Genomic DNA, 20,615 nt, shown 5'->3' with positions numbered 1-20,615 from the left:
AATATTTAGCAAACAGGGAAAACCCTTTATAAAATAGGGAAAACCCTCTTGTTTAAAGCTTTAATTAGCGAGATATTTGTATCGCTTTAATTAACTGAGGGGTTAATAAGAGAGAGTTTTTTGCGAAAAGGTTGCCTAACATATGGGCGGCCTTCTTCGTTTAGAAATTTTAATAACCGAAGTTGTCTATTTGAATGCTTTTCTTCAAAGGTTAAATAATTGGCAGTAGGATTTGTAAAGACTTAGCATAATAGAATGAAAAGTAATCTAAACTTAATGCATTGCTATAAAAATAGGGAAAACCCTGTGGTGAAATAGGTTTTTTCCTCTTGACGGGCATCTGTTGTTTTTGGCATCTTTACACCAAGCAAATTAATTGGGGGTTTTTATTTGTTTTATTTTTGAAAAAGCTGTGCCGTTCTGGCGCAGCTTTTTTATTCTATACGACCTAAAATACCGAGCGTTTAGAAACGGGCACTAAATAATTCAAAATATAAAAACTTCATTAGGTAATTACCTATTAAAATATCGATTGTTTGTAGTTAATTTTAAGCCTATTAATTTCACCTAATCAGAATCTTATAATACTTTGGTTCATTTCTCCTTTTATGTTTGCGAATAACAGGAAAAATCCCTTAAATAAATAGGTTTTTTCCCCTTGATTGGTGTGTTTGTATACTGCATCTTTGTGTTACTGAAGATTGACTGGGGGGTTAATAATCAAGTATTATTTACGAAAGGGCTGCTTAAAATTTTAAGCAGCCCTTTTGTTTAAAATATGATATGTAGTGTGTTGATTTACAATAATAAACAGGAGAAATCCTGAAGGAAATCAGGGTTTTTCCTCTTGATTTGTATAGGCTTTTAGATGCATCTTTGAGTTACTCATAATTTGAGGTTCTAATAAAAAAATAAATTTATTATAATCCTCTAAATTCATTCACTTTTAAGAGTTTTAGTTAGCCAAGAAATCCTGCTTCTTCAAAGAATGAGCAGGATTTTTTTATAGACCATTAATTGTTTGTCGAATAGCCACAAGGTCTGTCAATAACTTTTCAAGTAAATTTAAATTAAGCATGTTTGCGCCGTCACTTTTGGCATTTGCAGGGTCGAAGTGAGTTTCAATAAAAATGCCATCGGCACCAGTGGCTATTCCAGCTCTTGCAATAGTTGAAATCATTTCGGGTCTTCCTCCCGTTACACCAGCGCTTTGGTTAGGCTGTTGCAGACTGTGGGTTACGTCTAATACAACAGGTGCATATTGTTTCATGGTTGGAATACCCCTAAAATCTACAATCATGTCTTGATATCCAAACATAGTACCGCGATCTGTTACCAACACTTGTTCGTTGTTGCAATCGGTTACTTTGGTTACTGCGTGTTTCATGCTTTCTGGACTCATGAACTGTCCTTTTTTCAAGTTTACCACTTTTCCTGTTTTGGCGGCGGCAACTACTAAATCGGTTTGGCGAACCAAGAAAGCTGGTATTTGTAGCACATCTACATATTCGGCGGCTAATAATGCGTCGTTTACTTCATGAATATCAGTAACAGTGGGAACGTCAAAGGACTCAGAGACCTTTCGGAGGATTTTCAATGCTTTTTCGTCTCCAATCCCTGTAAAGCTATCGATTCTACTTCGATTTGCTTTTTTGAAACTTCCTTTAAAAACAAAAGGTATTTCAAGCTTATCAGTGATTTTTACAATCTTTTCGGCTATCTGCATCGCCATTTCTTCGCCTTCAATAGCGCATGGTCCTGCTAAAAGGAAAAAGTTGTTAGAGTTCGTGTGTTTTATTTTCGGAATTAATTCAAGTTTCATAATTTATTTTTAGGCAGCGTAAAGATAGTTATTTTACCATTCTATTTTAACTTCCAGTTTTTCTAGATAGTAACGTATAAAAAATTTCAAATTTTATTCAAAATAAAAATGACGACTTTTGTTTCTAATCCACTTAGAAACACTACTTTTGCACCCTCCAAAAAAAGGAGGGAATTTATGAAAATCAAAAATATCGCAATTATTGCCCACGTCGACCACGGTAAAACCACCTTGGTAGATAAAATTATGCACCACTGTAGTCTTTTTCGTGAAAACGAACAGTCTGGTGAACTTATCTTAGATAATAACGATCTAGAACGAGAGCGCGGAATTACTATTACTTCCAAGAATGTTTCTGTACAATATAAAGGAACAAAAATTAACATTATCGATACTCCTGGTCACGCCGATTTTGGTGGTGAAGTTGAACGGGTATTAAACATGGCCGATGGCGTTTTGCTATTGGTTGATGCCTTTGAAGGGCCAATGCCACAAACGCGTTTCGTGCTTCAAAAAGCAATAGATCTAGGTTTAAAACCTTGTGTAGTTGTTAATAAAGTCGATAAGGAAAACTGTACTCCAGATGAGGTACACGAATCTATTTTTGATTTAATGTTTGAATTGGGTGCCGAAGAATGGCAACTCGATTTCCCAGCGGTTTATGGTTCTGCAAAACAGAACTGGATGAGCACCGATTGGAGAAAACCAACCGATAGTATTGAACCATTATTAGATATGGTTTTAGAACATATTCCGTCTTTTAAAGTTGAAGAAGGATCATTACAAATGCTAATTACCTCATTAGACTTTTCATCTTTTACAGGAAGAATCGCTATTGGTCGTTTGCAAAGAGGAGTCCTGAAGGAAGGCTTGCAAGTAGCCCTTGTTAAAAGAGATGGGACTATTGTAAAAACTAAAATAAAAGAAATTCACACCTTTGAAGGAATGGGCCGTAAAAAAGTTACGGAAGTTCAACCGGGTGATATTTGTGCATTAGTAGGACTTGAAGGCTTTGAAATTGGCGATACCATTGCCGATCTTGAAAACCCAGAAGCGCTACAAACTATTTCTATTGATGAGCCTACAATGAGTATGCTTTTCACGATTAACGATTCTCCTTTCTTCGGTAAAGATGGAAAATTTGTTACATCGCGACATATTAAGGAAAGGCTTGAAAAGGAATTAGAGAAAAATCTTGCCTTGCGCATGCATCCAACAGATAGTGCTGATAAGTTTATGGTTTTTGGCCGTGGCGTTTTGCACCTTTCTGTTTTAATTGAAACTATGCGCCGTGAAGGTTACGAGCTTCAAATTGGTCAACCACAGGTAATTATCAAGGAAGTTGATGGTGTAAAATGTGAGCCAGTTGAAGAAATGACTATCGATCTGCCTGAAACCGTTAGTGGAACTGCCATTAATATGGTTACCATTCGTAAAGGCGAAATGATAAGCATGGAAGGTAAAGGAGACCGTATGGTTTGTAAATTTATAATCCCATCGCGTGGTATAATTGGTTTGCGTAATCAATTGCTTACTGCTACTGCAGGGGAAGCTATTATGACACACCGTTTTCTTGAGTATCAACCATTAAAAGGTGGAATTCCAGAAAGACAAAACGGATCTTTAGTTTCTATGGAAACGGGAACAGCAATTCCTTACTCTATTGATAAACTGCAGGATCGTGGACGTTTCTTCGTGCATCCAAACGAAGATATTTACGAAGGTCAAGTAATTGGAGAAAACTCGCGACAAGATGATATGACTGTAAATATCACTAAGACCAAGAAGCTTTCTAACGTACGTTCTTCGGGCGCAGATGATAAAGCTAAAATTATCCCTGCTATTAAATTTTCTTTGGAAGAAGCATTAGAGTATATCCAAAAGGACGAATATGTTGAGGTTACACCAAACCATTTACGCATTCGTAAAATATATTTAAAAGAAGTTGACCGTAAGCGAAACAAGTTATAATTGACATAAGGCTTTTTGACTTAAGACGTAGGACTAGGAAGTATTTTCTTAGTCTTACATCCTTTGTCATTTAAAACATTTTCATCATTCTGTCCTTTAAACTCGACGTTTTTTAGTTAATTTGCCACCGCCGATAGGTAAACGCGTATTAAAATAATAGATATGAATTTTCTTTATTTCGATCCAGGATTAGGAGCAATGTTGGTTCAAGCAATAGTGGCAGCTGCGGCTGGAATATTGCTTTTTTCAAAAGGGGTGATGTATAAGGTGAAATCTTTTTTCGGATTGGTAAAAGAAGAGGAAGATACTTACGATTCAATTGATTTTGATGAGCAAGACACCGAAAAAGATGATAGAAAAAACTAATACACACCAAGCTTCATTTCGAGATCCTTCTGGGTATGTGTTTCACGATGGTGATGTGCTTCGTAGGGCTATTAACCCTATTTATTTTCCACAATACAAAAAATTAAAGGAGTCTGGTTTTTTCAAAAATTTAATATCCAACGCACTTCTAATTCCGCACGAGGAGACTTCTGTTTCGGCTGAGCAAATTGTAATTACTCCAGAACCAATTCCGTTTATCACAAACCCGTACGAATGGAGTTTTGAACAATATAAACATGCTGCTTTACACACTTTAAAAATTCAGAAATATGCCCTTTCTAAAGGGTTTATATTGAAAGATGCTTCTGCCTACAATATTACATTTCACAAAGGAAAACCTGTATTTATCGACACACTGTCTTTCGATTTTTACGAAGAAGGCACCCCTTGGCGTGCATACAAACAGTTTGTCACCCACTTTTTAGGGCCATTAGCTTTAGCGAAATATCACGGCACCGAAGTTTTTAAGATGATGCAGACGCATATAGATGGAATTCCTGTAAAACTTATTTCATCATTACTTCCTACACGTACCAAATTAAGTTCGGTACTCTATCCAAACATACACTTGCTTGCAAAGATGGAAAGTAAGCATGGTGAGGATTACAAGGTCGAAACCAAAATTGCTTCACTTTCGAAAAAATCACAAGAAAATATTTTGGAGAGTCTTTTCGATTTCATAAAAGAGTTAAAACTAAAGGAAGTTAGCGAATGGGGTGATTACTACACCAAAACCAATTATGACGAAGCTGCTTTTGAAGCTAAAAAAAAGCTGGTTAAAGAGTGGATTAAACCTCTGAAACCGCAGAAATTAATTGATGTTGGTGGTAACGACGGCACATTTGCTCGCACTGTGATTGACAGCGTACCGGAGATTATTGTTACCGATATTGACAGCAATGCCGTGGATCACAACTACAAACAACTTCAGAAAAACAAGGAAACAAATATGTTGCCCTTTGTTTGTGATGTGCTGCAACCCGCACCTGGAGTTGGTTTTAACAACACGGAGCGGAATTCTTTAATCGAAAGATTGGTAAATTATCAACCAGACGTTACTATGGCTTTGGCGTTGATTCACCACATTACACTTTCAGGCAATGTTCCTTTTGATAAATCGGCTGAGTTTTTCGCTTCATTTTCCGAAACGCTCATCATAGAGTTCCCTACCCGTGAGGATTCTTGGGTGGGTTCATTATTACTTCGGAAGCGGGAGTTTATCAATCACTTCGATTTCTACAATGAAACGGAATTTGAGAACGGCTATTTGCAGTACTTCACCCTCGAGAAAAAGGAAGTAGTAAAAGGCACAAAACGCATACTCTATCTTTTAAAGAAAAGGGTGTAGCTATTCTTCATTTTTTTAATACTCAAAGTTTTTTAGTTCTATTTTTGGTTGATATTCTGTGTTTTCAATGCTTTTTTACAAGCTTAAAAACTCAGATTCCGATAATTTGATAGTGTGTTTCCACGTTTTTCTGTTAATTATCAATGCACTTTATACTTCAATTTGCTTTATAATTTTAAGTCGATAATTGAAAATATTATTTTAAACCCCGTTTTTTCTTAACGTCTTTTTATAGTATAAAGTACTTCTAATTCATCTTCAAAAACATCAATTCAAAAACAATAAAAATCACTACCTTAGTTCGTTATTTATTGGGTAATTTTATATAATCCAAAAACTACTAACCCTTAATTTTTGAAGCTATGTATTTACTGATTTTCCTCGCAATTGTTTTAGCATTGGGCTTTTTTCTTGTAAACATTTTCAACCGTTTTGCTAAAAATCGAAATCTCGTAAAGGATGCCTGGAGTAATATTGACGTTGCGCTGAAACGCAGATACGACCTGATTCCAAATCTTGTGGAAACCGTAAAAGGGTATGCCGCTCACGAAAAAACTACTTTGGAAAGTGTTATTAATGCTCGAAATGCTGCAATGGCTGTTCCTAGCGATGATATTAATGCGCAAATAAAAGCCGAAAACCAATTGCAACAAACGCTACGCAGTATTTTTGCATTGAGTGAAGCTTATCCAGATTTAAAGGCTAATTCCAACTTTTTGGATCTTCAACAAAAGCTTAATGAAATTGAAATTAACCTAGAGCGTAGTCGGCGCTATTACAACGGAACCGTTCGCGAAAATAATACCTATGGCGAAAGCTTTCCAGGTGTTGTGTTCGCTAGTATGTTTAAATATCAGCATTTCGACTTTTTTGAAACCGATGAGGCGAGTCGTGAAAATGTAAAGGTGAGTTTTGATTAACAAATTTCGATTGAATTATTTGAAATGAAAAACCTGATTCTTCTTCTATTAATGTTGTTGGGTATTCTGAAAGGATTTACCCAAGATTTCGAAGTGGATAGCGCCCAGGTTGATATCTTTATAAATGCCGATGGTTATTTTGATGTCGTAGAGAAATACGACCTTACTTTTACTGATTATAAACATGGAATTTATAGAAATATTCAGACTTCCTACGATTTAATAAACGAAGACGGAATTGAGGAGAATCGACGTATTAAAATAAGAAATGTCGAAGTTCCGAACTATAATTTTGAAGCCGACCCAGACTTTATTCAAAAACTCAGTGATTATTTGGAAATTAAAATAGGGGATAAGGATATTACGCTTATTGGCCCTCAGCATTATGAAATAAGATATAGGGTGTATGGTGCTTTTCTTTTTGAAAAAGATCAGGTTCTGTTTTATTGGAATGTAAAACCTGCCGACTGGAATACCGTTTTTAAACAATTAAACTTTACAATTCATGTACCCGAAAAGGTGAGTGTAAGTGACGATGATTTTTTCGTTTATTCAGGAGCTGTTGGTGAATCGGAAGAAAGTGATGAGTTTCAAATAAGTTACGGTAATGGCGTTTTTACAGTGGGTAGCCTTGACGGTTTCACTTCGTATAAAGGAGATAGCGTTACAGTTTTATTAAATCTTCCGCAGGGTGCTATAAAGGAAATTAAACCATTTTGGCCATTTTGGACAAATTATGGTTGGACGCTTATTCTCGCAACAATTTTGATTGTATTTTATAGAATTTGGGATAAGTATGGTAAGGACGATGATGTGGTAGCAACAATCAGTTATTTTCCACCAAGTGGGATAGATCCTGCCATGGCTGGTTTTTTAATTGATGACCGAGCAGATACTCCAGATTTAATAGCGTTAATTCCTTGTTGGGGTTCAAGGGGAATTATTAAAATGGAGCAAATTCCTAAAAACGGATGGTTTGGAAAAGATGATACCAAACTAACTATGCTTAAAACGCTACCTGCAGATTCCCCAGATTATGAAGAGCAGATTTTTAGAGGGCTTTTTGGAACTGAAGATGTTCCGGGAGTCGAGGTGCTTATCAGTAGCCTAAAGGATTCATTCTATACAACCATGAGTAGTGCCAAAGAAAAACTAAAGGACAAGGCACAGGTTTATTACGACCCAAAAGCGCGAAAGGTTAAGAATTATGTGACTATAGGCTTTTTACTCGGGAACGTTTTGTTGTTTTTTGTGTTTCTATTTACTTGGGGATTGATAGCGGCTATTGCTGTGGTTCCAGTAACTATTTTCTTGATGATTATGACCACTTATTTGGTTAAGAAAAACGCTATCGGGAACCGAGTGCTTTCAGATTTAAAAGGTTTTAAACAATTTATAAAAGTCGCTGAACAAAATAAGTTGAAGATGCTACTACAAGATAGTCCTAATTATTTTGAAACAACCATGGCTTATGCCGTTGCTTTTGGTTTATTCGACCAATGGGCAAAGAAGTTTGAATCGCTCAACTTGCAACCACCTAGTTGGTACACTTCCTCTACGGGTGCGTTTACAATGCACAATTTCGCAAATTCATTTTCAGGAGCCATGACGTCGGCTCAGTCTGTAATGGTTAGTTCGCCTTCGAGCAGCTCTTCGGGTGGCGGATCCTCCGGAGGTGGATTTGGCGGCGGTGGCGGCGGAAGTTGGTAGTGTTCTCAAGTAGAAATATTATTGTTTTTGCCTCAGAATTTTTTAGTGGATAATCTTATCTTTTCAAAAAAATAAATTTAGAGCTATATCGCTAAATTTGATAGCGATATTACAAAGTATAAGGTTCTGTTAGTGAGCTATAAAAGGATTTCATAACGCCCGAAACTTAATTTTTTGTTTCGGGGTCTTATTTTTAAATTTTCATCCTTTCCCTTCCACAATAAAATGTACCTTTGCACCCCGTATAGTCATTTTCAGTACACACATCCATGAATACTACAAAGTACATCTTCGTTACGGGCGGGGTTTCATCATCATTAGGTAAGGGAATCATTGCAGCGTCACTAGCCAAATTGCTACAAGCTAGAGGGTATCGCGTTACCATCCAAAAATTAGATCCATATATTAATGTAGATCCAGGCACCTTAAATCCTTATGAACATGGCGAATGTTATGTAACGGACGACGGGGCCGAAACCGACTTAGACTTGGGGCATTACGAGCGTTTTTTAAACATCACTACTTCTCAGGCAAATAGTGTTACTACTGGTAGGGTTTATCAAAGCGTTATTGAAAAAGAACGTCGCGGTGAGTTCTTAGGGAAAACAGTACAAGTAATTCCTCACATTACCAACGAGATAAAAGAACGAATTCAACTGCTCGGAAAAACGGGAGATTACGACATCGTAATTACCGAAATAGGAGGAACTGTTGGTGATATTGAATCTTTACCATACATAGAAGCTGTGCGACAAATGAAGTGGGAAATGGGCGATGATAATGCCCTTGTAATTCACCTTACGCTTATCCCGTATCTCGCGGCAGCTGGTGAATTGAAAACAAAACCAACGCAGCATTCCGTAAAAACTTTGATGGAAAGTGGAATACGCGCAGACATTTTGGTATGCAGAACAGAACACGAGCTTTCTCACGATCTTCGAAGAAAATTAGCATTGTTTTGCAATGTTAAAGAAGAAGCTGTAATTCAATCAATCGATGCATCAACAATTTATGATGTGCCGAATATGATGCTTGAAGAAGGATTGGATATTGTTACCCTTCAGAAATTAAATCTTAAAAATTACCTTGAACCCGATTTAAAACATTGGAACAATTTCCTTGATAGACATAAAAATCCAAAAGGAGAGGTTTGCATTGGTTTGATTGGGAAATATGTAGAATTGCAGGATAGTTATAAATCCATTTTAGAAGCCTTTATTCACGCAGGTGCTGAAAATGAAGTAAAGGTAAAAATAGAATTTATTCACTCCGAGCATATTAATGCTAAAACCATAGGAAAAAAACTTGCAAAATTAGATGGGATTTTGGTAGCACCAGGTTTCGGCGAACGAGGTGTTGAAGGTAAAATCGCTGCCGTGAAGTATGCGCGCGAAAACAATTTGCCTTTCTTAGGAATTTGTCTCGGAATGCAAATGGCAGTTATTGAATTTGCACGTGATGTTTTAAAGCTAAAAGATGCAAATAGTACTGAAATGGATTCTCAAACCAAGAATCCAATAATTAGTATAATGGAAGATCAAAAGAACATTACAGATATGGGCGGTACAATGCGCTTAGGGTCGTGGAAATGTGATTTAAAAGAAGGCAGTCTAGCAAAAAAGATTTATAAAACAGATACAATTGAAGAGCGCCACCGTCATCGATACGAGTTTAATAATGAATATCGCGAACAAATGGAGGAAGCAGGAATGATTGCAACTGGAATTAACCCAGACACAGGATTAATCGAAATTGTTGAAATTCCAAGTCATTCTTGGTTTATGGGGGTGCAATATCATCCAGAGTATAAAAGCACCGTCGCAAATCCTCATCCACTTTTTGTTGCATTTGTAAAAGCGGTACACGATCATTCGTTAGAAAGCCATTAGGACAATTTGGCGTAAGTAATAAAAAGGCGGGATTCTTGCAATTAGTTCCAAGTCTTTTTGCAAAGTCATAAGGGTGTTCTAAAAGGTCTCAAAATATTCTGCAAGGTTTTAAATAGCTTGTAGGTGTAATAAATAAATATTTTAAATCAAGCTTCCGAAACTACTTTCGGAGTTATTAAAAACAATCGCACATAAATTCGGCGACTGAATATGGAAAAGAAAAATTTCGACATTAACTCACTTTTAGGTTTTTTATTGATTGGTGGTATCTTAGTATGGATGCTTTATGCCAACCAACCTACCGAGGAAGAACTTCAGGAAAAAGCAAGAACTGAAGCTGCTGCAAAAGCGAATACAGAAGCTGCACAGGTTACAAATAATGATACCACTTTAGCACAGGGAATATCCGATTCTGTTGCTTCATTAAAATCAGGAGATTCACTCGCGCTGGATCAACTTAAGAATAGATTAGGATCTTTTGCTTATTCAGGAACGCTACCTTCAGCAAAAGATGATGTTACTGTTTTTGAAAACGATGTCCTTTTCTTAAAAGTTAGTAATAAAGGAGGGTATATCACTGAAGCTCGCTTAAAGAATATCACTAAATACGATTCTGTTCCGGTTTATCTGATTAAAGACGGAAATGCTTCATTAAACCTTCAGTTTACAGCAGAAAATAGAATTTTAAATACAGAAGAATTATACTTTCAACCAACGCTGAGTAAAAATGGTGAAGATAATGTGCTTACAATGAGGCTTAAAACTTCAGAAAATGCTTTTATCGAATACCGATATACGCTACATCCAGGTGAGTATATGATGGATTTTAGCATCAATAGCCAAGGATTAGACGGGGTTTTAAATACATCGCAACCAATGTATTTAGATTGGCAATTAAAAGGATATCGTCACGCAAAAAGTATTTCATACGAAAACCGATATACGCGTTTAACCTATGAATACGAAAACGGGAAACACTCTAAACTTTCACCATCTGGAGATGACCAAGAAGTAGAGAAAGATGTTACTTGGATGAACTTCCGTCAGCATTTCTTTAGTTCAATGCTACTTACAGATACTCCTTTCAAGGAAGTTGTTCTTAAATCTGAAGACCTTGTTCACGACGAAGAAATTGATACTGTTTACACCAAACGGTACGATGCAAGAATGCTCTTAGAGCCTAAAAACGGAGCTTTATCGTACAATATGAATATGTATTACGGTCCTTCCGATTACCAAATATTTAAAAAGTATGGTCGTAATCTTGATGAGGCTATGCCGCTAGGATGGGGTATCTTTGGAATGATAAACAAATATCTTATCATTCCACTTTTTGCTTTCCTATCAGACTTTTTACCTGCTGGAATTGCAATTATTGTACTTACCATTTTAATAAAACTCTTGCTTTCACCAGTCCAATACAAACAGTATTTGGCACAAGCTAAAATGAAGGTTCTCAAACCTGAAATGGACGCTATTAAGGAGAAGTACAAAGACAACAAAATCAAAATTCAGCAGGAAACTATGAAGTTGCAAAACTCTGCTGGTGCGAGTCCGCTTAAAGGATGCTTGCCGGCACTGCTTCAAATTCCTGTCTTTTACGCACTCTTTACGTTTTTCCCATCGGCTTTTGATTTACGTCAGAAAAGTTTCTTATGGGCGGACGATCTTTCTAGTTATGATACGATTTTAGAATTACCATTCCATATTCCATTTTATGGCGACCACGTAAGTTTGTTCCCGATTTTGGCTTCTATCGCTATTTTCATTTATATGATGATGACAACAGCACAAACCATGCAACAGCAACAACAGCCGGGAATGCCAAACATGAAATTTATAATGTATCTGTCACCGTTGTTTATGTTGGTGTTCTTCAATAACTATGCAAGTGGACTTTCGTTGTATTATTTTGTTTCTAACTTAATTACCATTGGTATTATGCTCGTGATTAAAAACTTCATTATAGATGAAGAAAAGATTCACGCAAAAATTCAAGTAAAGAAAGCACAACCTAGAAAACAGAACAAGTTTCAAAGAAAAATGGCCGAAATGATGGAGCAGGCTGAAGAGCAGAAAAGAGCAGGTAAAAAATAATTTTTGAATTAGCTTAACTTAAGTCATTTGTGAAATTGTCAGGAAATCATATATTAAGGTCCTGAATGTTGATCAGACTATGTTTTCAAAATTTCCTGTACGCCTTTTGGTGAAAATAGATTGTCAATTTCAGCGTTAATAGTGCAAGTAAACAATATACTCGATGAAACTAATTGCTTTTGTTTTTTTCTTAGGAATTACTTTGTTTCCCGTTGATGTTTTTTCACAGAATCAAGTTAATCAGCTAGACGATAATGGTAAGCCGCACGGTACTTGGAAGAAGTATTACGAAGGCACAGAGCAATTGCGATACGAAGGAAAATTTCATCACGGGAAGGAAATCGGCGAGTTTAAATTTTACTGTGAAGATTGTAAAAATCAGCCCGAAGCCATCAAGAAATTTAATCGAAACGATGATATAGCTGAGGTTAAGTTTTTTACCAAAAAGGGTAATGTCGTTAGTGAGGGCCAAATGAAGGGGAAAGACCGCATCGGCGAATGGATTACATATCATAAAAACTCCAAAATCCCAATGATTCGTGAAACCTATTCAAACGGAAAACTTCACGGAAAACAGACTATCTACTATTCGAACGGGAAAATCACGGAGGAGGTCAATTATAATAACGGACTTAAAGATGGAGCCAATATTTATTATTCTACAAAGGGAGTAGCAATCAAGAAGTTTCAGTATAAAGATGGTAACCTTCACGGTCCAGCTACTTATTACGATGGTCATGGAAACCTGATTATTGAGGGGGCTTACAAGGACAATAAAAAGCACGGACTTTGGAAGTACTATAAAAACGGAAAGGTAACTGTTGAAGAAACCTTTCCAAAAAAGAATAGAGAATAGTATTTTCAAATAGATTTTTCTTTTCCAGTTTATCTCATTTACCTAAAATTTAAATTTAGGAGAATCAGTTAGGTTTCTATTCACTGGAGTAATGCCAAAGTATTCCTGAACCTTGCATTGTGGCGTTTACAAGCCTTATCTTTGCACATTCTATATTTATTATGAAAAAACGAGTAGTTGTCGGACTTAGCGGTGGTGTAGATTCCAGCGTAGCAGCCTATCTTTTAAAGGAGCAAGGCTATGATGTTATTGGGCTTTTTATGAAGAATTGGCACGACGATACAGTTACCATTTCTAACGAGTGCCCTTGGTTGGAAGATAGTAACGATGCAATGTTGGTAGCCGAAAAACTCGGAATTCCATTTCAGACTGTCGATTTAAGCGAAGAATACAAAGAGCGCATAGTCGACTATATGTTTCGTGAATATCAAATGGGACGCACTCCAAATCCGGATGTACTTTGCAATCGGGAAATAAAGTTTGATGTTTTTATGAAAATTGCCTTAAGTCTTGGTGCAGATTTTGTGGCAACAGGCCATTATTGCCGCAAATCAACTTCTATAATAAACAAAAATGGACAGGATAAGAAGGTTTACCAACTTTTAGCTGGAAAAGATTCGAATAAAGATCAATCATACTTCCTCTGCCAGCTTTCTCAAGAGCAGCTTTCAAAAACCTTATTCCCAGTAGGTGAGTTACTAAAACCTGAAGTGCGAAAAATAGCACTGGAACAAGACTTGGTTACAGCCGAAAAACGCGATTCGCAAGGATTATGTTTTATAGGAAAAGTAAGGCTTCCTGAGTTTCTGCAGCAAAAACTGGCCCCTAAAGACGGAGTGATTATTGAAATTCCATCCGACCATCCGCACTACAATTTGGAAACGCCTTCATTCAATTCTGAAGCGGAACAGCTTGAGTTTCTTTCGGCAAAATATGTGTACTCAAAATCGGATGGAAAAGAGGTTGGGACACATCACGGAGCTCATTATTTTACCAAAGGCCAACGAAAAGGTTTAGCTGTTGGAGGCACTAAAGAGCCATTATTTGTAATCGATACAGATGTGGATGAAAATATTATTTACACAGGTCAAGGGAAAAGTCACCCTGGGTTATACAGGCGAGGGCTTTTTATAAAAACTGAAGAAATACATTGGGTTCGTGAAGATTTAGAGCTCGCCGAAAACGATACAATGGAGGTGATGGCCCGAATTCGATATAGACAGCCATTGGAAAAAGCAACTTTGTACCGCAGATTTTCCGGCCTTTACGTTATATTTGACAATCCACAATCTGCAATTACTGAAGGCCAATTTGCTGCTTGGTATCTAGACGAGGAATTGGTTGGAAGTGGCGTAATTTCCTAAATCTTACTTATGAAAAAAACATTCTTATTTTTTTTACTTATTAGTTCATCGTTTGTTTTTTCACAAGAAGAAGCGCTAGTGTTTTTTGCAGACAAGGAAAACGTGGCGGCATCTATAGCAAATCCAATCACCATTTTATCTCAAGAAGCGCTTGATCGAAAGTCGGCACAAGGGATTGAAATAGACGAACGTGACGTTCCGTTAAATGAGGCTTATAAAGCGCAGATAAACAGTATAGCTGGCATTACGGTTTTAGCAAAATCGAAATGGTTAAACGCTGTTTATGTCCGTGGTCCTTATGCAGCTATTGACAATCTATCAAATTTTTCTTTCGTAACCGAAGTTGAGTTTATGGATAAAAGTTTAAATCGAACTTTTCCTAGAATCGCACCTCGTGATAAATTTGAAATTGAAAATGAGCGAAGAGTCGATTATAATTATGGTTCTGCTTATAACCAAACAGATATGATTGGTGTAGATCAATTGCATCAAAGTGGTTATGATGGTGATGGAATTGTGGTTGCGTTCATGGACAATGGCTATCCAAACGTATTAAGTAATCCTGCTTACGCGCATATAAGAAACGAAGGTAGGTTATTGGGCTATTATGACTTTGTTGAACGTATTGAAAATCCAAATGGTTCTGGAAGTCATGGAGCTGCTACTTTAAGTGATGCAGCTGCAATATTAGAAAACCCGAACCCCGATCTTGCTTTTGTTGGTACTGCACCGAAAGCATCTTATTACCTTTTTGTCACTGAAGATGGTTATGGCGAAAGCCCAGTGGAAGAAGCATACTGGGTTGAAGCCTTGGAACGATCAGATAGTCTCGGGGTATATGTAACTAATACCTCGCTTGGATATCAAGATTTTGATAACCCAGCATACAATCATTTATACGAAGATTTAGACGGATTCACAACAATTGGCGCACGTGGCTCGAATGCTGCATTCGATAAAGGAATGATTAACGTGACCTCTGCCGGAAATGACGGAAATGGTTTCGGATACATCGGTAGTCCTGCCGATGCTCCTGGTTCATTTACTATTGGCGCAGTCGATTCAGCTGGAGATTATGTTGATTTTAGTTCCTATGGTCCAAATTATGCGGGTGTAATAAAGCCCGATGTAATGGCACAGGGACGAAGTGCGGCAATAGTAAACCAATATGGGCAAGTAGATTATTCAAACGGTACTTCATTTAGTTCGCCAATTATAGCGGGTGCGGTTGCTTCATTATGGCAAGCTGTTCCGAATTTGAAAAATGATGTTGTGATGCAAGCGATACGCGAATCAGCAGATCTTTACAACAATCCGTCTTACAATATGGGATATGGAATCCCCGATTTTGGGATTGCTTTAAACGCGTTATTGCAAATGAGTACAGATCAGCATTTGCAGGAAACATTGTTTGCGCTTTATCCAAATCCGGTAAGCTCAGAGATACACGTTTCTTTTCCTAAAAGTGTAAGTCAAGCCGAATTTTCATTGTATAATGTGTTAGGAGAACGTGTAATGCAAGCTATAATCAGTCAGCTGAAAAATAGTTTAGACGTCTCTCAACTGCCTTCAGGAATGTATATTGCTTCTATTACCTCGAACAACAAAACAACAAGCTTTAAAATAATAAAAGAATAGTGGAAAATAGAATTACGAAACTTTTCGGAATAAAATACCCAATCATTCAAGCTGGAATGATATGGAATAGCGGGTGGCGATTGGCAAGTGCTGTGTCAAATGAAGGTGGTTTAGGGATTCTTGGCGCAGGCTCTATGTATCCTGAAGTGCTTCGGGAACACATTCAGAAGTGTCAAAAGGCAACCGACAAACCTTTCGGAGTAAACGTCCCGATGTTATACCCCAATCTTGAAGAAATTATAGATATAATTATTGCGGAAGGAGTTAAAATTGTTTTCACTTCGGCTGGAAATCCAAAAACTTATACCTCTAAACTTAAAGAACGCGGAATAGTTGTAGTTCATGTTGTGAGCAGTGTAAAATTCGCGTTAAAAGCACAAGAAGCTGGAGTTGATGCAGTTGTTGCAGAAGGATTTGAGGCTGGTGGCCATAACGGAAGAGAAGAAACTACAACTTTCACTTTAATTCCGATGGTAAAGGAGCAGTTAGATATTCCATTGATTGCTGCAGGCGGAATTGCTACAGGTGAAGGAATGCTGGCCGCAATGGTTTTAGGAGCAGATGGAGTGCAAGTAGGAAGTCGTTTTGTCGCTTCCGAAGAAAGTTCTGCTCACAAGGCTTTCAAGGAAGAAGTGGTTGCTGCGAAAGAAGGAGATACCAAGCTAACTTTAAAAGAATTAACGCCAGTTCGATTGTTGAAAAATCCATTTTACGAAAGTGTATTAGAGCTTTACAAAACAAATCCAACCAAAGAAGATTTAATAAAACACTTGGGTCGCGCTCGTGCTAAGCGAGGAATGTTCGAAGGGGATTTAGTCGATGGCGAATTGGAAATTGGTCAAATAGCGGGCTTAATTCACGATATTAAACCTGCTGCTCAAATTTTGAAAGATATGGTGAAAGAGTTCGAAAATGCTAAAAGAAATGTTTCGAAGTTATAAGTAGTCCATATTATAAAAACTAAAAAAATCGCTTCTGCTTTATGTTAGAAGCGATTTTTGTTTAACCGAAAATATTTGTGCATAAAAAAAGCCTCCCAAAATGAGAGGCTTTGTCATAAAAAGTGATGCGTATATTAAAGTACTTTTACATTAACCGCGTTTAATCCTTTTTTGCCTTCTTGAAGATCAAATTCTACTTCATCCCCTTCGCGAACTTCGTCGATTAGGCCTGAAACGTGTACAAAATGTTCTTTGTTGGTTCCTTCTTCAGTAATAAAACCAAATCCTTTGGTATCGTTGAAGAATTTTACTGTTCCTTTGTTCATTGTAATTAATTAAAAAATTTATATAAGTTGCAAATATAGTGTTATTAATGACAACTATCGGAGTTTTGTCATTTATTTTATAATAAAAGTCATAAGTCGTATAATTAAAACATTCTCAATTTTTTTGTCGGTACGAAGAATAGGTGCTCAAAGTGTTTTGAATTACTCGATTTAAATAGCTGAAACAATTTGTAGACTAGTAAATACACTCAGTTCAACTTTCACGCTATATTGTAAATAACCAAATTCAAAGAATATTGAATAGAGATTGAATACATTACTTTAAAAACAGTAGCGGATTCTTACAACATTTGTTATTTTTGCATTCCATAATCAAATCTGCTTTTAAGAAGGGCAGAATTCAAAACAGTTACTATGAATTTACACGAATATCAGGGAAAGGAAATATTGAACAGTTTTGGTGTTGAAATACAGCGCGGAATTGTCGCAACCACACCACAAGAAGCTGTTGAGGCAGCTAAAAAACTTACAGAAGACACCGGAACAGGGTGGCACGTAATTAAAGCACAAGTTCATGCGGGAGGCCGTGGAAAAGGTGGCGGTGTAAAACTTGCTAAAAACCTGCAAGAAGTTGAAGATATTTCAGGTAAAATCATTGGAATGAACCTTGTTACTCCTCAGACAAGTGCTGAAGGAAAAAAAGTTCACCAAGTTTTAGTTGCTGAAGATGTTTACTATCCTGGCGATAGCGAGCCAGAGGAATACTATATGGGTGTATTGCTTAACCGTTCTACCGGGCGCAACATGATTATGTACTCTACTGAAGGAGGAATGGATATTGAAACAGTAGCAGAAGAAACTCCACATTTAATTTTTACGGAAGAAATTGACCCTGCTGTTGGCTTACTTGGTTTTCAAGCCAGAAGAATCGCTTTTAATCTTGGCCTTAGTGGAAAAGCTTTTAAGGAGATGACGAAATTCGTTTCAGCACTTTACAAAGCGTATAGCGAGTCAGACTCTTCATTGTTTGAAATCAACCCAGTGTTAAAAACAAGTGATGATAGAATAATCGCCGTTGATGCTAAAGTAAGTATCGATGATAACGCGTTATACCGTCATAAAGACTACGTTGCAATGCGTGATAAACGTGAAGAAAACCCAATAGAGGTTGAAGCTGGGGAAAAAGGCTTGAACTATGTAGATTTGGACGGAAACGTAGGGTGTATGGTGAATGGTGCCGGACTTGCAATGGCTACAATGGATCTTATTAAACAAGCAGGTGGTGAGCCAGCAAACTTCCTAGATGTTGGTGGAACTGCAGATGCTGAAAGAGTAGAAGCTGCTTTTCATCTAATTCTTAAAGATCCAAACGTAAAAGCTATTTTAGTGAATATTTTTGGAGGAATTGTTCGTTGCGACCGTGTAGCGCAGGGAATTGTAGATGCGTACAAAAATATGGGAACCATTAACGTGCCAATTATTGTTCGTTTACAAGGTACAAACGCAGACATCGCAAAAGAACTTATTGATAGCAGTGGACTAGATGTTCAGAGCGCTATTGAATTTCAAGAGGCGGCCGATAAAGTTAAAGCGGTACTCGCTTAAAATTTTTATAACTTTTATAAAAGCCCTTCGCAATTTGCAAGGGCTTTTTTATGAAATCATTTTATGGAAAAGAATCCGAAATCTTTATTGAGCGATCTAATTACCATGGTCAAAGCCGATGGTAAGATTAAGCGTTCCGAAATGCAACTGATTCTTAAATTGGCAAAGCGTTTGGGCATTCCTGAAAATGAAGTTTCTGAAATTTTTGAGCATCCCCAGCCAACTCAAGCCTTATATAGCGAAGTAGATCGAATTACACATTTTTACAGGTTGGCCTTAGTAATGCAAGTCGATCAAGAAACTCACGAAGCCGAGATTGGCGCATTAAAAAACTTTGGTCTTAAAATGGGAATTCGACCCGTCGTTGCCGATCAAATTATAAACATTATGAATGAATATAAAAACAGCGCTGTTCCGGCAGAAGAGTTGCTTAATATTTTTAAAATTTATTATAATTAAGCTTTTAATATTTTAGATATAGCCAATATATCTCTCTCGCATTCTAAAGATTTTCGCGTCTCATTAATCATTGTTTGTATCTCCTCGTTTATTGATGCGTGATAACTTTCTTCTACAGCAGGCTGATTTCTTAAATAATTCAACATCCATAATATTTTTTGAACCATTATAGGGTCGTGTTTGCAATAGGTGCGCAACGATGACATTACGTTATAGGTTAATTCGTTAAAGCGCACGGTTGCAATTCGTAATAGAATTTTATTGTTCTGGGTTATAATCGTTTGATCACCTTTAAGCATGCGCAAGGCAAAAAGTTCTGTTAGGTAATCTATTGCATTAATTGCAGTACCGGGGTCATTAATTCCTGGCGACATAGCTTTCACTGCAATTTCGGTAATTTGTTTAAAAGCTAGAATGTAATTGTCTTCAACCAATTCACCTTTCGAAAAACTGATATTCGATATCACTTGTTCTACTACTTCCTTGTCGAGTTTCTTTTCCGATTTCAGAAAAACGGCATTCGATAAAGCGAACAAACCTTTCGGAATAGTAATGTATATTTTTGTATGCTCTCTTTCACAGATATCTAGAATGTTATTTATGGCAATATTCTGAATATAACCGCTGTGACCCACCTTGTATTTATGCCAGTTTTCTGTATCTGGAAACGATAAAGGAACTTCTTTTTTAGAATCGATTAAATGTTTTAAACGCTTTCTAGAGTCGGAAAATATAGTATCAAGAATATTATTTATTTGAATACTTTGAGATATGTTGTGGATAAAGTAAATGAACGCGACCAGACAGGTAATCGTAAATAAAATCCCTAAAAGCACGGAAACTCCGGGTAACGTGTATTTCTTTTCACTTGGTTCAATGGAAAATAAAGTGAAAATAATATAAAGAATTGAAGCAAGGTAAACCCCAAGGATAAGTTGATGTCGTTTATCGCTAATTAGGCCAGGAAGTAGGCGAGGGGAGTAATTACTTGAAGCCTGACTTAAAAGCAGCATTACCATCGAAAAGCTAAATACCATTAGCGAGATTAAGCCGCCAAGGCAAGCGCTCAAAACGGTTAGGGCGGTATCTCCGTCTTCTACCATCAATTGTGGTAGTAAGTCCATTACCTTTCTTGATATGCCTTGCTGTTCAAGATACATCATTAACAAGGCGAATAGAAAGCCTGAAAAAGCAAAAAGAGTTGGATAGAAAGCTATTTTGCTTTGTATTGTATTAAAGAAATCAAAAATCCTGACAAAGAATGTTTTCATAAGTATGTTTAACGTGTTTTAAAAGTAATTAATGATTCTCGCTTTTAATA

At 36.9% G+C, this 20,615-nt stretch carries 16 protein-coding genes; 13 read left to right on the top strand and 3 right to left on the bottom strand.

Annotation, left to right across the window (positions count from 1 at the left end; all coding sequences use genetic code 11):
* Positions 1–1,003: 1,003 nt before the first annotated feature.
* Positions 1,004–1,822: a 3-deoxy-8-phosphooctulonate synthase gene (gene kdsA, locus BLW28_RS05580; RefSeq protein ID WP_073218601.1), complete on the bottom strand. Its 819-nt coding sequence runs from the start codon at positions 1,820–1,822 to the stop codon at positions 1,004–1,006.
* A 177-nt stretch (positions 1,823–1,999) separates the two neighbouring features.
* On the opposite strand from kdsA, the gene typA reads away from it, so the two are divergent.
* The 11 genes from typA (at position 2,000) to BLW28_RS05525 (ending at position 16,943) form a co-directional block, all read left to right on the top strand.
* Entirely contained in the window at positions 2,000–3,793 is a 1,794-nt protein-coding gene (typA, locus tag BLW28_RS05575; protein WP_073218598.1) for a translational GTPase TypA, read from the top strand.
* A 162-nt stretch (positions 3,794–3,955) separates the two neighbouring features.
* Complete coding sequence (locus tag BLW28_RS05570; RefSeq protein ID WP_073218595.1) at positions 3,956–4,159, top strand: hypothetical protein; 204 nt, start codon at positions 3,956–3,958, stop codon at positions 4,157–4,159.
* Entirely contained in the window at positions 4,143–5,528 is a 1,386-nt protein-coding gene (locus BLW28_RS05565) for a nodulation protein NoeA (protein ID WP_073218593.1), read from the top strand. Before BLW28_RS05570 ends, BLW28_RS05565 begins: the two co-directional genes overlap by 17 nt.
* Before the next feature lie 362 nt (positions 5,529–5,890).
* On the top strand, positions 5,891–6,448 hold the full coding sequence (locus tag BLW28_RS05560; RefSeq protein ID WP_073218590.1) for a LemA family protein: 558 nt from the start codon (positions 5,891–5,893) through the stop codon (positions 6,446–6,448).
* A gap of 24 nt (positions 6,449–6,472) precedes the next feature.
* Positions 6,473–8,158, top strand: a complete 1,686-nt coding sequence (locus BLW28_RS05555; protein ID WP_073218586.1) for a DUF2207 domain-containing protein — start codon at positions 6,473–6,475, stop codon at positions 8,156–8,158.
* Positions 8,159–8,427: 269 nt separating this feature from the next.
* Entirely contained in the window at positions 8,428–10,047 is a 1,620-nt protein-coding gene (locus BLW28_RS05550) for a CTP synthase (RefSeq protein WP_073218584.1), read from the top strand.
* 210 nt (positions 10,048–10,257) lie between these two features.
* Positions 10,258–12,144: a membrane protein insertase YidC gene (yidC, locus tag BLW28_RS05545; protein WP_073218581.1), complete on the top strand. Its 1,887-nt coding sequence runs from the start codon at positions 10,258–10,260 to the stop codon at positions 12,142–12,144.
* Between the two features lie 163 nt (positions 12,145–12,307).
* Positions 12,308–13,000, top strand: a complete 693-nt coding sequence (locus BLW28_RS05540; protein ID WP_073218578.1) for a toxin-antitoxin system YwqK family antitoxin — start codon at positions 12,308–12,310, stop codon at positions 12,998–13,000.
* 161 nt (positions 13,001–13,161) lie between these two features.
* Positions 13,162–14,364, top strand: a complete 1,203-nt coding sequence (mnmA, locus tag BLW28_RS05535) for a tRNA 2-thiouridine(34) synthase MnmA (protein ID WP_073218575.1) — start codon at positions 13,162–13,164, stop codon at positions 14,362–14,364.
* A 9-nt stretch (positions 14,365–14,373) separates the two neighbouring features.
* Entirely contained in the window at positions 14,374–16,002 is a 1,629-nt protein-coding gene (locus BLW28_RS05530; RefSeq protein ID WP_073218572.1) for a S8 family peptidase, read from the top strand.
* Entirely contained in the window at positions 16,002–16,943 is a 942-nt protein-coding gene (locus BLW28_RS05525; RefSeq protein ID WP_073218568.1) for an NAD(P)H-dependent flavin oxidoreductase, read from the top strand. The genes BLW28_RS05530 and BLW28_RS05525 overlap by 1 nt, the downstream gene beginning before the upstream one ends.
* Positions 16,944–17,077: 134 nt before the next feature.
* Here the strand turns inward: BLW28_RS05525 and BLW28_RS05520 are convergent, their stop codons facing one another.
* Positions 17,078–17,269 (bottom strand): cold-shock protein, encoded by a 192-nt coding sequence (locus BLW28_RS05520; RefSeq protein ID WP_073218565.1) that lies wholly within the window; start codon positions 17,267–17,269, stop codon positions 17,078–17,080.
* A gap of 375 nt (positions 17,270–17,644) precedes the next feature.
* Between BLW28_RS05520 and sucC the strand changes: the two genes are divergently transcribed.
* Positions 17,645–18,835 carry an ADP-forming succinate--CoA ligase subunit beta gene (gene sucC, locus BLW28_RS05515; RefSeq protein ID WP_073218562.1) on the top strand — a complete coding sequence of 397 codons (1,191 nt, stop codon included), beginning with the start codon at positions 17,645–17,647 and terminating at the stop codon, positions 18,833–18,835.
* 63 nt (positions 18,836–18,898) lie between these two features.
* Entirely contained in the window at positions 18,899–19,294 is a 396-nt protein-coding gene (locus tag BLW28_RS05510; protein ID WP_073218557.1) for a tellurite resistance TerB family protein, read from the top strand.
* Here the strand turns inward: BLW28_RS05510 and BLW28_RS05505 are convergent.
* Positions 19,291–20,565, bottom strand: coding sequence for a DUF2254 domain-containing protein (locus BLW28_RS05505; protein WP_073218554.1), 1,275 nt, complete (start codon positions 20,563–20,565; stop codon positions 19,291–19,293). The two genes, BLW28_RS05510 and BLW28_RS05505, sit on opposite strands and share 4 nt — an antisense overlap.
* Between the last annotated feature and the right edge of the window lie 50 nt (positions 20,566–20,615).

The sequence above is a fragment of the Aequorivita viscosa genome, assembly GCF_900106795.1.
Classification (GTDB): Bacteria; Bacteroidota; Bacteroidia; order Flavobacteriales; family Flavobacteriaceae; genus Aequorivita; species Aequorivita viscosa.
The sequence above is the reverse complement of the archived record's forward strand: the minus strand, read 5'-3'. Positions and strand labels throughout refer to the sequence as shown.

Coding starts and splice junctions, on each gene's coding strand:
- BLW28_RS05555 (WP_073218586.1), top strand. CDS start 6,473: ATGAAAAACCTGATTCTTCTTCTATTAATGTTGTTGGGTATTCTGAAA.
- mnmA (WP_073218575.1), top strand. CDS start 13,162: ATGAAAAAACGAGTAGTTGTCGGACTTAGCGGTGGTGTAGATTCCAGC.
- BLW28_RS05540 (WP_073218578.1), top strand. CDS start 12,308: ATGAAACTAATTGCTTTTGTTTTTTTCTTAGGAATTACTTTGTTTCCC.
- BLW28_RS05550 (WP_073218584.1), top strand. CDS start 8,428: ATGAATACTACAAAGTACATCTTCGTTACGGGCGGGGTTTCATCATCA.
- yidC (WP_073218581.1), top strand. CDS start 10,258: ATGGAAAAGAAAAATTTCGACATTAACTCACTTTTAGGTTTTTTATTG.
- BLW28_RS05510 (WP_073218557.1), top strand. CDS start 18,899: ATGGAAAAGAATCCGAAATCTTTATTGAGCGATCTAATTACCATGGTC.
- BLW28_RS05530 (WP_073218572.1), top strand. CDS start 14,374: ATGAAAAAAACATTCTTATTTTTTTTACTTATTAGTTCATCGTTTGTT.
- BLW28_RS05560 (WP_073218590.1), top strand. CDS start 5,891: ATGTATTTACTGATTTTCCTCGCAATTGTTTTAGCATTGGGCTTTTTT.
- BLW28_RS05520 (WP_073218565.1), bottom strand. CDS start 17,269: ATGAACAAAGGAACAGTAAAATTCTTCAACGATACCAAAGGATTTGGT.
- BLW28_RS05565 (WP_073218593.1), top strand. CDS start 4,143: ATGATAGAAAAAACTAATACACACCAAGCTTCATTTCGAGATCCTTCT.
- sucC (WP_073218562.1), top strand. CDS start 17,645: ATGAATTTACACGAATATCAGGGAAAGGAAATATTGAACAGTTTTGGT.
- BLW28_RS05570 (WP_073218595.1), top strand. CDS start 3,956: ATGAATTTTCTTTATTTCGATCCAGGATTAGGAGCAATGTTGGTTCAA.
- BLW28_RS05505 (WP_073218554.1), bottom strand. CDS start 20,565: ATGAAAACATTCTTTGTCAGGATTTTTGATTTCTTTAATACAATACAA.
- typA (WP_073218598.1), top strand. CDS start 2,000: ATGAAAATCAAAAATATCGCAATTATTGCCCACGTCGACCACGGTAAA.
- kdsA (WP_073218601.1), bottom strand. CDS start 1,822: ATGAAACTTGAATTAATTCCGAAAATAAAACACACGAACTCTAACAAC.